Source organism: Arhodomonas sp. AD133 (assembly GCF_051195215.1).
Lineage (GTDB): Bacteria > Pseudomonadota > Gammaproteobacteria > Nitrococcales > Nitrococcaceae > Arhodomonas.
Window position 1 is genome coordinate 132,495 of record NZ_JBNAZM010000006.1, and the last position, 15,692, is coordinate 148,186.

Consider the following 15,692-nt stretch of genomic DNA (forward strand, 5'->3'; position numbering starts at 1 on the left):
GGGGCCGTGCCGTTGTTCGCCTCACATCACCTCGCCGCCGGAGACGGAGATCGCCTGACCGGTGACCGCGGCGGCCGCCGGCCGGCACAGCCAGGCCACGGTCTCCGCGACCTCCCCGGGCTGCACCAGGCGGTGCTGGGGGTTGACCTTCACGAACTCCGCGAGCGCTTCCTCGCGGCTGCGGCCGGTCTTCTCGGTGATGGTGTCCAGCGCCCCGGCCACCAGCTCCGTGTCGGTGTAGCCCGGGCAGACGGCGTTGACGGTAATCGGTTCGCGCGCGAGCTCCAGGGCGACGGCGCGGGTGAGGCCGATCACCCCGTGCTTGGCGGCGCAGTAGCCGGCCACGTAGGGATAGCCCTTGAGCCCGGCGGTGCTCGCAATGTTGACGATCCGCCCCCAGCCGGCGTCGCGCATGTCGGCAAGCGCAGCCTGCATGCAGTGGAAGACGCCGGATAGGTTGACGTCGAGCATGCTCTGCCAGTCCGCCTCGGCGATGCGGTGAAACGGCGCGGTCTTCGCGGCCCCGGCGTTGTTCACCAGCACGTCGATGGGGCCGAAGCCCTCGCGGGCGGTGGCGAAGGCTCGGGCCACGGCATCGGCGTCGGTGACATCCGCCGTGACGGTCTGCGCCTGGGCGAGCGTCTCCGCAGTTGCCTCGAGGGCGTGCGCGCGTCGTCCGAGCAGCGTCACCGCGAAGCCGTCGGTGTCCAGTCGTGCAGCGACGGCGGCACCAATGCCCGTGCCGCCGCCGGTGACGAGGGCATGCGGTCGGCGTGGGGGCGTGGTGTCGGTCATGGGGTCGCTCCGTTCTCGCCGGCCTGCGCATTGGCCGCCGCGTCGGGCAGCCACTCGGCCATGCGGGCCCGCAGGTCGGCGGGCATCGGGGTGCTGCGCAGGCGGCCGTGATCGTTGCTCACCCACACCAGGGTGGTTGCGGCGCGCAGACGCGGGTTGCCGGCGTGCTCGGCCGTCACCTCGAAAGCGAGTGATGAACGCCCCAGGTGTACCAGTCGCAGTGACGCGGCAAGCGTCTCGCCGAGCCGGGTGGGGGTGGGCGTCTCGAGTCGAAGCTGGGTGGTGGGCGTGCCCAGGTTGCCGGCCACGTGCATGTCGTTGAAGGAGAAGCCCACGGCATCGAACCAGTCCTCCACCAGGCGGTTGACCACCTCGAAGCACCGCCACTGGTGCACGGCGCCGGTGGCGTCACACCAGGTGCCCGGGATCGTGATGGACCGCGTCAATGCGCGCATGGCTGGGGCTCTCCTCCGCCGTCGCTCGGGCCGTGTCTGCTGGGAGCCTACGAACTCCCGCAATATAATTCAAGTATAAACTTTTTATCAGTAATGGAAACTTGGTGACAAGTAAAAAATTGACGCGTAAAGTAAGATGCCTATACTCGCTCACACGACAGGCGGCGCCCCGACCAGCGCCGTGGTGCCGAGATCGAGAATGGAGGAGAGCGATGAAGATCACCATCATCGGCGGCGGCCCCGGTGGGCTCTATTTCGCGCTGTTGACCAAGAAGCAGTGGCCGGATTGGGCCGTCACCGTCTACGAGCGCAACGCCCCGGACAGCACTTTCGGCTTTGGCGTGGTGTTCTCCGACGAGACGCTCGGCTTCCTCGACGACTACGACAACCCCTCCTACGAGGCCATCCGCCGCAGCTTCGCCTACTGGGACGACGTGGATGTCCACTACCAGGGTCATGTGCTCAAGGCCGCTGGCAATGGCTTCTGCGGCTGCTCCCGGCTGACGCTGCTCCAGATCCTCCAGCAGCGCTGCCGCGAGCTCGGTGTGACCATGCACTTCCACACCGAGGTGGAGGGGGTGGAGGCGTTCGCCGACAGTGATCTCATCGTCGCCGCCGACGGGCTCAACAGCCGTATCCGCGAGAACCACCGCGACTGGTTCCAGCCCCAGGTGGATGAGCGCCGAAACTACTTCTGCTGGCTCGGCTCGAGCCGCGAGTTCGACGCGTTCAAGTACTTCTTCCAGGAGACGGAGTACGGCGTGGTGGTCGCCCACTGCTACCAGTACGAGCCCAATCGCAGCACCTGGGTGATGGAGATGGCGCCGGAGGCCTGGGAAGGGCTCGGCTTCGGCGATATGAGTGAGGACGAGCACATACGCGTGCTGGAGGAGATCTTCGACGAAGAGCTCGACGGCCACCCGCTCATCGCCAATCGCTCCATCTGGCGGCGTTTCCCCATGATTCGCAACCGCCGCTGGGTGAAGGACAACATCGTTCTTCTCGGCGACGCCCAGCACACGGCCCACTTCTCCATCGGTTCCGGCACCAAGCTCGCCATGGAGAGCGCCATCGCGCTGTTCGAGTCGGTGAAGACCACCGGCGACGTGCCCGCCGCACTGGAGGATTTCGAGGCCTCCCGGCGCACCGAGGTGGAGATCACCCAGCATGCCGCTGACGTCTCCCTTGCCTGGTTCGAGAACATCGACCGCCATTGGGGCATGGATCCGGAGCCCTTCGCCTTCGCGCTCATGTCGCGGGCGAAGAAGCTCACCTACGAGAATCTGGAGCTGCGTGACTCGGCGTTCGTCGAGCGCTGCAACCGCTGGTTCGTGGCACGTGAGCGCGAGCGGGGCTTCGATGTGGCCGACGGCACGCCGCCCATGTTCACGCCGTTCACGTTGCGCGAGCTCACGCTGGCCAACCGGGTGGTGGTCTCGCCCATGGCGCAGTACATGGCCGAGGACGGTCTGCCCGATGACTGGCATTTGGTGCACCTGGGCAGCCGTGCGGTGGGCGGGGCGGGTCTCGTCTACACCGAGATGACCTGCGTCTCGCCGGACGCCCGCATCACCCCCGGTTGCACCGGGCTGTGGAACACCGCCCAGCGCGATGCCTTCAAACGCATCGTGGACTTCGTGCACAGCCAGAGTGAGGCGGCGATCTGCATGCAGCTCGGCCACTCCGGGCGCAAGGGCTCGACGCAGCTCGGCTGGGATCACATGGATCACCCGCTGCCGGAGGGCAACTGGCCCATCTACTCGGCCTCGCCGATTCCCTATTTCGAGGGCGAGAGCCAGGTGCCCATCGAGATGAGCCGCGCTGACATGGACCGGGTGCGTGACGACTTCGTGCGTTCCACCCGCCTCGCCGAGGAGGCGGGCTTCGACATGGTCGAGCTGCACATGGCCCACGGCTACCTTCTCGCGAGCTTCATCTCGCCGCTCACCAACCGGCGCAGCGACGAGTACGGCGGCGCCATCGAGAATCGCATCCGCTATCCGCTCGAGGTCTTCCGTGCCATGCGTGACGTGTGGCCGAACCACAAGCCCATGGCCGTACGCATCTCAGCGACGGATTGGAAGGCGGGCGGCCTCACCGATGCCGACCGCGCGGCACTGGCGCGGATGTTCAAGGCGGCGGGCGTGGACCTCATCGACGTTTCCGCCGGGCAGACGGTGCCGGACCAGCAGCCGATCTACGGGCGCATGTTCCAGACGCCATTCGCCGATCACGTGCGCAACGAGGTGGGCATTCCCACCATGGCCGTGGGCAACATCACCACCCCCGATCAGGTGAATACCATCCTGATGGCCGAGCGCGCGGATCTGGTGGCCCTGGCCCGACCGCACCTCAGTGACCCGTACTTCACCCTGCATGCGGGGGCCTGGTACCAGCACGAGGGCCAGCAATGGCATCGCGCCTATGGCGCCGGCCGCGCCCAGGCCTACCGCAATGCCGACAAGGATCGCGAAGAGCTCACCGACCTCAGGGTCAGGACCCGCCCGCGTACCCACGAGGTGCTCGGAGAGGGCGAGCAGGCCGGTTACGCCCGCGAGCGGAGCGCTTCATAGGCTGGCACACGTGCACGCCAGCGCATCGGGTGCCGGCATGAAGGTCACGTGGCGAAGCCGCACCTTAGTGACAAGTTGACAGTGGCAAGTTGAAAGCAGTGAGTCGGGGCTCACGCTGCCGGTGTCGCACGCAACTTGGAACCTTCAACCTTGAACCTGGCGCTAAAGAGCGGTCTTAGGCCGTGACTCGTCATGCCGGCTTCGAGCTCGCTCGCGCTCGCCTGGAGCCGGTCTACGTCGCCTTGCGGTCAACTGCCGCGTTCGTCCAGGCGGCGGCGGACGCGGTCCAGCAGCGCGACGAGTTCGTCGAGCTCGTCGTCCTCGAGAATGCCGAAGATCTCGTCGGACCAGGCCTCGTGAGCGGTGGCCATGGCCTGAAAAAGGTGCGTGCCCTCATCGGTGCGATAGACATCGCTCACGCGCCGGTCGTGCAGCGACGGGCGGCGCTCGATGAGACCATCGGCCTCCATTCGGTCGAGCAGGCGGGTAATGTTGCCTTTCGAGGCCAGCAGGCGCTGAGCGAGGCTGGAGGTACTGATGCCATCCGGGGCGACCTGGTCCAGATGAGCGAGTACATCAAAGCGTGCCAGCGTGCTGTCGAAGTCGGTACGAAAAAGATCGGCGATGGCCTGCTCGACGCGCTTGGAGCACTTGATGAGGTGCAGCCAGGCGCGCAATGAGCGCTTGCTGTGGGGAAGTAGCGTCTCGTCGTTCGACATTAGCCGTTCGCCGGCTTTGCGTGTGCCGTTTGCCTGTGTCATCCGTTACTCCCGGTGCATCCGTTCCCGTGTCATCACACGGCAGTCATCAGAGTATCAGCTTATTGGGCGTATTCGAGGGCAATGCGTTCATGCAGGACGATCCAAAAAAAAAGCGAAACCGGGCGTTCGTCGGTGATCGCGAGGGCATTCTTGTAGACGGCGAGATGTTCGAGGGTTTCAGGGTGGCAGCTTTGGGATCGATCCGTTGGACAGGATGCGCTGTTGCGGATTCCTGTATTCAGATGCCCAGCTTGAGATGGCTGCTGCGTCTGCGCCATGATTCGCGCTGGCCGTATCTGCCGTTAGTGGTGAGTGGGTCGGTCTTCGCTCAGCGGATAGGTCTATTGGCCGTGCGAGCGTCTTAGCACGGTTGCGAGCGCAGCGTAATCGACCTTCGAACGGTGCCGTCGATCCATTGGCATTCTTGTGACATGGCGCACTACATCGATGCCGAGCGCACCAGCCTGTATCCGCCAGTGTGGCAGTTTTCGACTGTCGCCTTCGATGGCGAGCGCCAGGCGATCGCCAGACCGACAAAGCGCGGCGCACCGAACGCCCGCCCAGGACCGTGCCGCGGTTTCCACCGAGAACGGGTAGATGGTGCCGTTGTCGTGTGACGCGATCGCAGTGAGTCGTCCAAGTAGCCAGAGTCGGCCGTGCGCATCCAGGCGACCGGCGTCGCCTGTCCGATGCCAGACGGTGCCACCTTCGCGGATCTTGTTCTCCGCGTCCCGTGCCGGGTTCAGGTAGCCTTTGTTTACGTGCTCCCCTGCCACCTGGATCTCATCGTCGACAATGCGTAGGTGAATGGTCTCCACAGGATAGCCCGCAAGCAGACCATGCCCTTGAGACATTGCTATGCGGTCCGAATCCGTGACGTCGTCCGCATTGAGCTCGGCGATTGGTTCGGCCTCCGTGGAACCGTAGACCGAAACCACGCGGAGGTCGTCCCGGCGATGACGCAAAGCGTCCACTATATCGGGAAACACTGGACCGCCGCCGGTGAATACATCGGTGACTCGGCTGGGCACGTTGTGCGTGGCCAGTGCCTCGCACAATGCGGGGGGCAGCAACAGTCGGGTGGCGCTGGTTCGTTCGATCCAGCTCGCCAGTGCGGGGCCGGTGACCGTGCCCTGATTGCGCATGGACCAGGCGGGCAGGATGGAAGTCCGGCCGGCGGCGAGATTTGGCAGAACGAACATCGGGAAGGCGACCAGGTCGACGGTGTCGGTGGACTGTCCCAGAAGCGGTGTCACGGCATCGCGTTGAGCCATGAGAAAGCCGTGGCTGCGTGGGATCGCCTTCGGAGCTCCGGTGGAACCAGAAGTGAACGAGATCAGTGCCAGGTCGTCGGAGGCCAGTGGTACGAAAGGTCCGTACCCCTTATCGCGTGCCGACGGCGTCGCACGGGCCAGTCCCCAAAGCGTCGGAACCAGGAAGTGCAACCAACGGTAGGGGCCGCTCGCCAGAAACGCGACGGGGTGGGTCATTTTCAGTGCGTGGTTTAGCCCCGACAGCCCCAGCGCCGGTTCAGGAAAGACAACCACCGCACCTACAGACCAAGCGCCCGCCAGCGCTATGTAGAGATCAATGCCTACCGGCATGGCTATCAGCACCCGGTCGCCTTTGCCGATTCCCATGGCGTTCAATCGGCCGGCGAAGGCACTTGCCCTTGCGGTTAGCGCGGTAAAACCGATCACGCTGCCAGTGCCGTCCACCAATGCGGGGCGGCTGCCGGCTCGTACCGCAGTGTCCATGAACACCGAGATCAGGTCAGCCATCCAGGCGAAGCCCCATCAGTGCGTAGCGGCGAAAGACGGACCCGCCGTGTTGCCGGCTGCGCTTGGCTGAGGCGTTATTGTCGTGGACAAGTGCGTGAATCACCGTGGGGAAACCGAGTTGCTGTGCCGTGACGTGGAAAGCGTGGTTGAGCCGGTAACCCACTCCGCGTTTCAGGCTCGCATACGTCTTCAGAATTGCGGTGTCGGGGTCTCGGCCCGTGTGGTAGTCCGGAATGCCAAACAGGAACCCAACGAGCTCGCCTGCCCGGTCATAGGCCATGAGAACCAGCTCGGGCTTGAGCATGGGAACGTAAGGCATGTATAGCGCCAGAAACGTGTCGCGATCGATGGGTGTGTAGAAGGGGTTGGCCGCAAATGCTTGGCAGGAAAGGTCGAATACGCGATTGAAATGACCTTCGGGATCCATGCCGTTCCAGGGTTCTATGGTGATGTCTTCGACATGCGCTGGTGCTGGGCCCTGTGAGGTCTCACTGGACGTTCGGGCAGAGAAGTACGTGCTGATGGCGTTGAAACCAGCGCTCGTGAATGCGTTGAGTTGGGCGGGTGCGGATGTCGGCTCCATCAGGAACGGCGACGAGCCATCACTCTCGGTCACCAGCCGGTAGTTGTGCCAGGTGTCGCCATCCATGGGGCCGATCAGGGCGTCGAAGCCTTCGGCTCGGAGTCGCTGCGCGATCTCGCTCAGGAGCGTTGCACCACTGGTGGCGGTTGTACACTGGAAGCGTCCCACTGCGGCGGTTCGCCGGTTGTTCCAAGCTGGTGCGTCACGCCATATCGCTGCGCTTGCGCCATCGTATTCGACAGTTTCCACAGTCATCCGGTTTCTCCCCGAAACATGAGAATGAGGTACAGCGTCAGTGACGGCGTCGCTGCGAGTAGTGCGACCTTTAGTGCACGGCTGTGGCTGAATGCTGCCGGGGCCAGCGCCGGCGTCAGGGCAGCGCCAGCAAAAACGCCCAGCGCCATCGGCCAGATCGTACCGTGCCATCGGGTCGCAGGCGGGTTGGCCGCTACGACGAACAGCCATACGGTGAAGGTTCCGAGGGTGGCAGCGGTGCGCAAGCCGGTTGTGGCGAGCCCGCCGAGGGGGGCGGCGGCAAGCGAGGTGAGGATTAGTGCCATGCTGCCGGTCGCCAGTGCATAGAAGCTGAGTGCGTTCGGACCGAACGCGTGTCCGAGAGCCATTGCGCCGAAGCTGACCAGCGCAAGCGTGGCAACAATGTCAAGGTCGGGGTAACGTTCGGTCAGGGGGCGGGCCCAGCGGGCCAATGTGTGTGCGGCAAGCATTAGAATTGGAAGCACCGCGTTCTGAACGGCTGTGATCGACAGTAGGAGAAATACCGCGATTGCGTATACGCGGGCGGCGTGGCGGGAGAGCGCCAATGGTGGTGCCAGAGTGCGAAGCGCCACCAACGATGTGAGAAACAGTCCCGCCGTGAATATCAGCTCTCGGGGGGTGGCTTGCTGGTTCGTCGACAGAAAAACGAAAACCCCGAGCGGTAGGAACAGATTATCGTAGCCCTTCCAGCTGTCCGCTTCGACCACCGTTGCGAAGGCTGCAACCATAAGGGCGAGCACAATGACATTTAGTCGGGGGACAGCCGTGAGCAGCAGCAGGCTGATCATTGCGGTCACGAGCGTGACCAGAAAGAAGATCGCGCTGCCCTCGAGGCTTTTGAGATCTTCCGCCACCCTGAAAAACCGGCGACCGTAGGCGCTCCCCGCGAGTGCGGCTGCAGCATCGCCGAGTGTTAGTACCGCGAGTGGCAGAACGTAAAGCACCGGCTGGTCGCCGGCGAACAGAAACAGCAGCCCCACCGACACGGTCAGCAGGAAATCACCGTAAGACTGCCGCCCGACCTGATGAAGGGTTGCGCCTGCACCATGGTTGCGCCAATTAGGAAGGCGCAGCACTGCCATCGTCGCGAGCGCCAGGGCCAGCAACAGATAGACCGGCCAGTCATCAGCGAACAGCCATGGCAAGGCCAGCGCGAATACCCCGGTGGCGACATGCACGAGCTTGCGCTGTACTTCGGCGCTCCAACTCCGGGCGATAGCAGCGTGGTGGATCAGCGTCATGAGCCCGAGCAGCGAGCCCACGGCAGCCAGTGCGCTCCCCATTTGCCAGACCACGTTCACCGTCGTATTTCCTCGATGACCAAGTCCGAGTAGAAGAACGCCTTGTCCGTGGCTTTCAGCCGGTTCTCGAGCTCAAGAAGTCGCTGGACATGCTTGGCCATGATCTTCGGTCGGCGGCGCGGTGCCATCATATTCCAATAGATCAGCCGGGCCCCGGGGACGGCCATGGCAAGGAGACGTCGGTAGACCTCGGTCATCGTCTCGGGCGACATGTATTCGAAAATGTCGGATAGATTGAATCCGGCCACGTCTTTTACCGAGAGTGTTTCCAGCGACCGCTGGTGCAATTCGAGGCGGTCCAGGCGTTCGCGGATCGTGTCGTAGTGCGTGGCGCGCCAGGCTAGTGGCAGGGCGGCTCCGTGGGTGCCCCGCATGATCCAGTGGAGATAGGGGTTGTCGGCCGGGTCGGTGTCGACGCCGACGTGACGCAGCCGGCTGAAAACGTGGCGCGCGACGCTGCCCTCTACATAGTCGAAGAACGCCTTGTCCCGTCCCATGCGTCCCATTACCGGGCGCGAGAAGAACAGCCGGACCAGCATTCGCCAGCGCCAAGTGTTGAAGTGGCGGTCGAAGAAGGCTGCACGCTGTGTTTCGTCGCGAGTAATGAAAATGGCGTCGATAGTACGGCGCGAGTGCACCAAGGGTAGCAGCCATCGGCGGAAGACACGGAAGTAGCGCTCGAACTTTCCAACGCCTGCCGCGCCATGAGTGATCACGTCGTCGCGCCGGGCGCACCAGAAAGCACCGGTGCCGTCATCCAGTTCGGCAATGGCCCGGTCTAGAAGCGCACCGCGGCGGTTGCTGGGGCGTGACCCCATGAGCTCCAAGAACTCGCCGTGCTCAAGTGATCGTATTGCTCCGATGCGCAACCTCAGACAGTTGAGTTGTGCGTCGGAGAGGTCCACGGCGATTACGCGGGAGGGGTCGAGCGTGAGCAGTGCCAGGGCGTTGTCGCCGGCTGAACAGACCGATACGAGAGTTCTGCCTGCGACGTTGCCCATCGCTGAAGCGAGCACGTCGGCATCTTCCCAGAGCTGAGCGTAGCGAATTGCGTCGAAATCGGCGCGGGCGGTGATGGGAGAGTCAGTCACGGCATTTCTCCACCCGCCCGCTGCTGCCGTTCACTTCGATGAGCTCACCTGAGCTGATCCAGCGTGTCGCATACGGCAGGCCCACGACGCACGGAATGCCGAGTTCGCGGGCAACGATCGCCGAATGAGACAGGAGCGAACCTCTCTCCACCACGATGGCGCATGCATTGGCGAAGACGGCAATCCACCCTGGATCGGTGTTCCGGGCGACGAGAATCTCGCCGGAGTCGAGACGCTCGCGCCGTGGATCGCGAATAATACGCGCTCTCGCCCGAACCAAACCTGCCGAGCAACCCGTGCCGGTGCGCGCCGTGTCTGGCGATGGCGAGTCGTTGCATGGGGTGGGCATTGCTTCGTCGGCCCGAATCGCGGCGCCGCGTACGGTGATCCGCTCGGGCGGATTCGGGCGATCGCCGGCAGCTTCCAACTCCCTTTTGCGTACTGCCGCTATGCTGTGCAGGTCGTGGCTTACCGCCGTGCCCTCGATGGCACCGAGTACCTCCGTTACCGTCAGCATGAAGACATCCCGCTGGTCTTCCAGCCGACCGAGCGCTTCCAACTCCCGCCCAATGGCGAGGAACACGCGCCGGGCATGGCCAAAGATGCGGGTACGTTCGAAACGCAGGTTTTCCCGGTCGCGGACGCGCGAGCGGGCCCAGTTGCAGAAACCACGGGCAATCCATCGCCTGAGCCGATGTCCCTGGAACGGCGTGTGCCAATTCGATTCCTCGTTCGGCCGGGTATCGACCTTGTTCCTTGACGAGCCGGCGACAATGGCGTCAATCAAAGGGGTGGGATCTTCCTCCAGAGTGACACTCTCCAGCTTCAGTTCTTCGGTGCAGCGATCACCGAACTTCTCGATATAGGCTTGGAATTCCGCGTGCAGTGCGGGATAGGACGCCAGAGCTGCGGCGCCGTTCCGGCGCAGAGCGGTTATTGCACCATCCCGGCGTGCTAACTCGGCCATGCGGGCAATTCGTTGTGCCGGCTCTGCCGAGACGATACCGCCCTGACCGATCATTAGGTCGTTATGGAGTGCGAGGCCAGCGCTCCCACACCATCGCTGCAGTAGTGCACGTGAGGCGCCGAAACCGATCATGCAGAGGAAATCGTTGACCAGAGGGGCGTCCCAGCGATCCAGCAGCTCGGCCTCGATCTTGCGGTATTCTCCGGCTAGCCGTGTCAGGTTCGCAGTGGTGAGATCGGGGGACTCGGCGAGTGCCCGCTCCAGGCGCTGGTAGAAGCGCCGCTTTGTACGGGGCAGAAGCAGTGCGTGCCAGATCAGACCCACGCACACTCGGCCTACGCGGGCGAGCTCCACCACCTTACGCCATCCCTTTGCTGGCGGCGGTGCGATTTCGTCGGTGAGCTCGACGGGCAGGGGGTCGCTTACGCCCATCATCGTTTCCATGTAGCCGCGGTTCAGTGCGAACCCCGGAAGCATGGCCAGTGCCCGATACCAGTTGCCGAGGTTGTAGTAGACGCGACCGTCGATACGACCGAGAAGGTTGGCGAAGACCTTCGTATTATCCGTGATGCGCCTCTCCGTCACGCCCAGCAGAGCGGTAAAGGCGCGGTAGACGCGATCGTAGCAGTAGGTGGCGAAGGTGTAGGTCAGCGGGCTGACGATGCCGGGATAGCTTTCTACCACATTGGAATTGTCGAAGACGATCAGGTTCTCGTCCGCGGCCGGTGCCGTCCTTAGCGGTGTGGTGATCGCTCGCGACTGCAGCAGCATTAGGCGTTGCTTGTCGAAGGCCCATTCGAGGTCTTGGGGATGGCCGAAGACGACCTCCGCGCGCCATGCGAGATTGGCAACGGCGCGTGCCTCTGCCGCTGTCAGTATACAGGTGCCCTGTGGGCCGGTGATGACGCCTCCGTGGTCGCTTACCGTCCAGTGTTCCCCGTTCTCTTCGCCGGCAACCAATCGGTCGGCGAGTCCGGAGGTCGCTGCGATTATCGCCCGCTGGCGTACCCCGGTCACCGGGTCGGCGGAGAATGCGACTCCCGCTGCGCGTGCCGGAACCATCTGTTGAACGATGATCGCGGGTGCTTCGGCTTTGCCCCCGGTTTGCAGGCTGCGATAGGTATCGACCGTTTCCGAGAATCCCGAGGCCCAGACCTGGCGTGCTGCGTTCACCAGGTCCGCCGCATCGACATCGAGCAAGGTTTCGAACTGGCCGGCATGGCTGTACGAGATTCCGTCTTCAGCACGGCCGGAAGAGCGCACTGCATAGGGGCCCGGGCCGATCTCCGCAGCGGCTCGCATAACCGCTTCCGTCACGCCTTCCCGTGGTGTGATTTCGTCATCATCGTGAACGAGTGCGTCAGCGGATATCACGAAGAACGGCGGCACGTCGAAACCTGTCGCAGTGAGGCGGGCGAGATTTGCCGCCTTGCCGCCGACGGTTCCGTGATCGGTTGCCTGGGTACCGGGAATGATTGTCTTCATTACATGCCTCTCCAGAAAACTGGCACGAACCCCGCTGCGCCGTAAGAGATCAGCACCCACAGCCCGGCGAGTGCGTCAATGCGCTTTTCCAATACTGCGGACGGCGCATGTCGAAATTGCCGAGCTGCCATGGCGCAGGTCAGGAAACCGGCGAGTCCGATGGTGGCAATCGCCAGCGGATGGCCGCTGGCAATGCCGACGCCGATTAGCAGGATGAGCGCGAGTCCCAGTGCGAGAAGCCACACTGCCGCTGCGCGTGCCGGTCCCCACAGGCGCGAATAGCTTTCTACCCCCTCGCGTTCACTCGCTGGTGCCCAGGTCTTGCGGCCGATTTCGAGCACGCAGCCGTTAACGAAGGAAAGCACGAAGAACAGCGAAAGGGCCGGATGCGGACCACCGTGGGTAAGCCATTCCACGCCGGTTAGCAGCACATCGATGAGCGGCATGATGAGCATGTGGCTGACGAGATAAAGCACTGGCCGCGCCTTGATCCATGCTGGCGCGCCAAACTCCGCACTCATGGCCAGCAACCACAGCCAGACGAGCGCCAGGAGCCACACGAGCTCGGGGAGCCAGAGCCAGGCGGTGACGGTTGCTACTGGTATGCCGGCAAGCCCTAGTCCGACGATTGCGCGCAGACTGACGAGACCTCGCGGTATAGGACGTTCCGGGCGAAAGCGCCGGTCGTCGTCGAGGTCTTTGACTTCGTCGGCTGCGCGCATCTGGAAAAAGAGCACGAAGGCTATGACGAAGCCCGTCATATAAGCGGTTACATCCGGCAGGTTGCGGTCGGCGAGCACGGCTGAGAGGTTAATGCTGGCGGCCGAAAAGACCGCCAGTAGTGGCAGGGTCTTCGCTAGAGGAAACCGCTCGCTTTGATAGGCCCAAAGGCGCCGGAGTACGCTCACGCTCAACGCTTCCTTGCCAGACTTTCGTGGGCGCGGGCGAAATGTCCCGCCGCCATCGCCGCGACGATGGATATCTCACCGCATAGGCAGAGTGCCGCCGCGACTTCGGCCAGCGCGGCACCATGGCCGCTTCCCTGCAGACCGAGAATGCGCAGGCAGGCCGACTGACTTGGCAGGCCGGTTCCGCCGCCCACAGAGCCTACCAGAATGTTGGGCATTGTGACCGAGCAGAACAGGTCAGCCCCGCGGCGCTCCATCCGCGTGAAGCCCACCGCGCTCTCGGCTACGCAGGCGGCGTCCTGACCGGTGGCGATATAGAGGGCGGCGAGGCCGTTGGCATAGTGCGCTTGGGCACCGAGCTGGCCTGACAGGAGTGAGCCGAGATTGGCGACTTGTCCGTAATCAAGCATTGCATCGACAGACGTCTGAAGCAGTGATGCCACGACATCAGCCGGCAGCGTGACTGAGGCGCTGACCTTGCGGCCACGACCGGTCATGGTTCCCAGGGAGGACGCCTTCTTGTCCCCTGAGAAATTGCCTTCAACGTACCAGGCGCGAATCGGCACCGGGCATTCACTGGCGGCGTGTTCACACAGGGCGCTGGTGGCGATCGTCACCATGTTCTGCCCCGCGGCATCGCCGGTGACGTAGCGGCAGAGGAGAAAGACAATGTTGTTGTCGATTACCGGTTCCAAGGACACAAGTTGGCCGTGGCGGGTGGTCGCCTCGGCCGTCGCCTGCAGCGCGTCGATATTGGCCACCACCCAGTCCACGAACTGTCCCGCTTGCAGGAGGCCGTCGAAAACGAATGCGGGGCTGCGCAGCACTCCTTCGTAGAGGACGGCGGTACTGATACCGCCCGCTTTCGTCGCGGCATGGGCGCCCCGCGCATATGAGGCGACAAGGGCCGCTTCAGTCGTTGCGAGAGGCACATGGTAATCGCCCGAAGCGTTCACACCGTTGATGCGCAGCGGTCCGGCCACGCCCACGGGCACTTTTACCGTTCCGATCAGGTTTTCGATGTTGGCGCTGTAGGTTGAAGTGTTCTCTAGCGTCGTCTCGTCGGCCAGGGCCTGGCGGGCCTCTTCGCCACCAGAGAGCCGCTGCCAGAACCTGCTCACCGATTCGGGTGTGGCGGTACGTACCGGGCGCAGTGCCGTGAATGCCTCACGGTTCGGGTACATTCGTGCCTCGTCGGCGGGTTTCGCGAATTTTTGCCGTACCCGCCGAAGCATTTCGGTAACGTGAAATGGAACGATCAATTTGCGTCTCCGTCGCTTCGGTCCATCGCTGAAACGGCCTGTGTGCCGCGTTTTCCGTTGTTTTCCGGCAGGGATGACGTCGCCGTTTGTTCGCCATTCACTCACGGGGTGGCGGCGCTTTCAGCCACGGCGCCGCCCCAACAGTCCGCTGCTTATCGTACCTGGTCATGCTGAAATTGCCCGCTTTGGACGGCGTATGTCACCAGGTGCTCGACATGCGGCCGGTGACAAGTTTGTGCGGGCTGGTTTTTACGGTGACAGACTGTGTAAGCGGTGCTTGCCGAGCAAATGTGTCTCTTGCGTCGCCGGATGCGCGGAGCCGCCAGCCTGGGGCTTCATTACGACAAGGCGGGTCAAGGGAGACTCTTCCGACAGGGGAACCGCCGTCGACCGCTGCTGTAGTGCGCGGTTTGGGGTGACAACCATGTTAACCGGTCAGCATGTGATCCGGGACGGGGCGTTAGCTCACCGGCGTTTAGCTACTAACCTTTTTGAGAGTATTGCCAAGTCTCAGCGCCACGGCGTGGTGTCTCGGCAAGGCGCGGGAGCGCCGGCGTGGCGCGGCCACGTCAAGCGAGCGTGACGCCGCCGAGGCACCGCACAGTGGCGCCCTACGGGTGGCCGTGTGCGCCGTTGTGGACAGCGTTGCTCGTCGCACTTGTAGGCCCTGCTATACGTCGCTCCTCGCGCCCCTGACCATCGAGACGTCTGACTCGGGATACCACAAGCCCATTGTGGCGGCGTACCGCTAAGGCCTGTCGAAGCGAACAACGGCGCACACGGCCACTGAGACCTGGCAATATTTTCGGAAAGGTTCGTACGTGTAGCTGGCTTAGGCAGGCATCGACTCTCCCGGTTCGATCCACTTCGCCGGCGCGGCTGTCGTCATCGCGGTGACGAGAGGCCTACCGCATCAGGCCACGTCCTCCACATCCAGTCGGTCGCGTAGTGCGTGCTTCATGCGCGCGACCAGCGCGTTGAGCTCATCCAGCTCGTCGTCGCCCAGCTCGTCGAAAAGCGCCACCAGCCAGCGCTCATGGGCTTCGGCCATGGCGCGGAACTCGGCCCGGCCCTTGTCGCTTAGTGCCACTCTCAGGACGCGACGGTCCTCCGGGCAGGGCTGACGGACGACGTAGCCGCTGCGAACGAGGCGGTCCACCAGCCCGGTGACGTTGCCGCTCGAGACGAGCAGCTGCCGTGAGAGCTCGGACATGGTTTGCGGTTCTCCCGCCCGTTCGAGCTCGGCGAGCACGTCGAATTGCGGCAGAGTGATGGTGAAGTGTTCGCGGAAGCGGCCACGGAGGTGCTGCTCCACCAGGCCCACGGCCGGGAGCATGCGCAACCACAGCCGCAGCACCTTCTTGTTGCGGGCGTCCTGGGTTCGGGGTTCCGCCATTGCGAGTCCGCGCCTCCGCGTCATGATTCTCGGTGGCTAAAATGTTACAGGTTCGAGA

The 15,692-nt window shown here is 63.6% G+C and carries 13 protein-coding genes; 1 reads left to right on the plus strand and 12 read right to left on the minus strand.

From position 1 onward, the window contains the following. Positions 1 to 21: 21 nt before the first annotated feature. Positions 22 to 795, minus strand: a complete 774-nt coding sequence (locus tag ACPEES_RS05845) for an SDR family NAD(P)-dependent oxidoreductase (protein ID WP_435102002.1) — start codon at positions 793 to 795, stop codon at positions 22 to 24. Further along, positions 792 to 1,250, minus strand: coding sequence for an acyl-CoA thioesterase (locus ACPEES_RS05850; protein ID WP_435102004.1), 459 nt, complete (start codon positions 1,248 to 1,250; stop codon positions 792 to 794). The genes ACPEES_RS05845 and ACPEES_RS05850 overlap by 4 nt, the downstream gene beginning before the upstream one ends. 212 nt (positions 1,251 to 1,462) lie before the next feature. Between ACPEES_RS05850 and ACPEES_RS05855 the strand changes: the two genes are divergently transcribed. Continuing rightward, positions 1,463 to 3,823: a bifunctional salicylyl-CoA 5-hydroxylase/oxidoreductase gene (locus ACPEES_RS05855; RefSeq protein ID WP_435102006.1), complete on the plus strand. Its 2,361-nt coding sequence runs from the start codon at positions 1,463 to 1,465 to the stop codon at positions 3,821 to 3,823. Positions 3,824 to 4,071: 248 nt separating this feature from the next. Here ACPEES_RS05855 and ACPEES_RS05860 read toward each other — a convergent pair whose 3' ends face one another. From ACPEES_RS05860 to ACPEES_RS05905, 10 genes are all read right to left on the minus strand, one after another. Further along, entirely contained in the window at positions 4,072 to 4,584 is a 513-nt protein-coding gene (locus ACPEES_RS05860; RefSeq protein ID WP_435102008.1) for a MarR family winged helix-turn-helix transcriptional regulator, read from the minus strand. 59 nt (positions 4,585 to 4,643) lie between these two features. Continuing rightward, the gene (locus ACPEES_RS05865) at positions 4,644 to 4,862 is read right to left on the minus strand and encodes a hypothetical protein (protein WP_435102010.1); all 219 of its coding nucleotides are present in this window, start codon (positions 4,860 to 4,862) and stop codon (positions 4,644 to 4,646) included. Between the two features lie 63 nt (positions 4,863 to 4,925). Next, positions 4,926 to 6,365 (minus strand): AMP-binding protein, encoded by a 1,440-nt coding sequence (locus ACPEES_RS05870; RefSeq protein ID WP_435102012.1) that lies wholly within the window; start codon positions 6,363 to 6,365, stop codon positions 4,926 to 4,928. Next, complete coding sequence (locus ACPEES_RS05875) at positions 6,358 to 7,116, minus strand: hypothetical protein (protein ID WP_435102014.1); 759 nt, start codon at positions 7,114 to 7,116, stop codon at positions 6,358 to 6,360. Before ACPEES_RS05875 ends, ACPEES_RS05870 begins: the two co-directional genes overlap by 8 nt. Positions 7,117 to 7,199: 83 nt before the next feature. After that, positions 7,200 to 8,525 carry a hypothetical protein gene (locus ACPEES_RS05880; RefSeq protein ID WP_435102016.1) on the minus strand — a complete coding sequence of 442 codons (1,326 nt, stop codon included), beginning with the start codon at positions 8,523 to 8,525 and terminating at the stop codon, positions 7,200 to 7,202. Next, positions 8,522 to 9,616, minus strand: a complete 1,095-nt coding sequence (locus tag ACPEES_RS05885) for a DUF3419 family protein (RefSeq protein ID WP_435102018.1) — start codon at positions 9,614 to 9,616, stop codon at positions 8,522 to 8,524. The genes ACPEES_RS05880 and ACPEES_RS05885 overlap by 4 nt, the downstream gene beginning before the upstream one ends. After that, complete coding sequence (locus ACPEES_RS05890) at positions 9,609 to 12,068, minus strand: PEP/pyruvate-binding domain-containing protein (RefSeq protein WP_435102020.1); 2,460 nt, start codon at positions 12,066 to 12,068, stop codon at positions 9,609 to 9,611. The genes ACPEES_RS05885 and ACPEES_RS05890 overlap by 8 nt, the downstream gene beginning before the upstream one ends. Then, a complete protein-coding gene (locus tag ACPEES_RS05895; RefSeq protein ID WP_435102022.1) occupies positions 12,068 to 12,976 on the minus strand; it encodes a UbiA family prenyltransferase in 909 nt (302 codons plus the stop codon). The genes ACPEES_RS05890 and ACPEES_RS05895 overlap by 1 nt, the downstream gene beginning before the upstream one ends. Before the next feature lie 2 nt (positions 12,977 to 12,978). Next, positions 12,979 to 14,238, minus strand: coding sequence for a hydroxymethylglutaryl-CoA reductase (locus ACPEES_RS05900; RefSeq protein WP_435102024.1), 1,260 nt, complete (start codon positions 14,236 to 14,238; stop codon positions 12,979 to 12,981). A 913-nt stretch (positions 14,239 to 15,151) separates the two neighbouring features. Continuing rightward, complete coding sequence (locus ACPEES_RS05905; RefSeq protein WP_435102026.1) at positions 15,152 to 15,634, minus strand: MarR family winged helix-turn-helix transcriptional regulator; 483 nt, start codon at positions 15,632 to 15,634, stop codon at positions 15,152 to 15,154. Between the last annotated feature and the right edge of the window lie 58 nt (positions 15,635 to 15,692).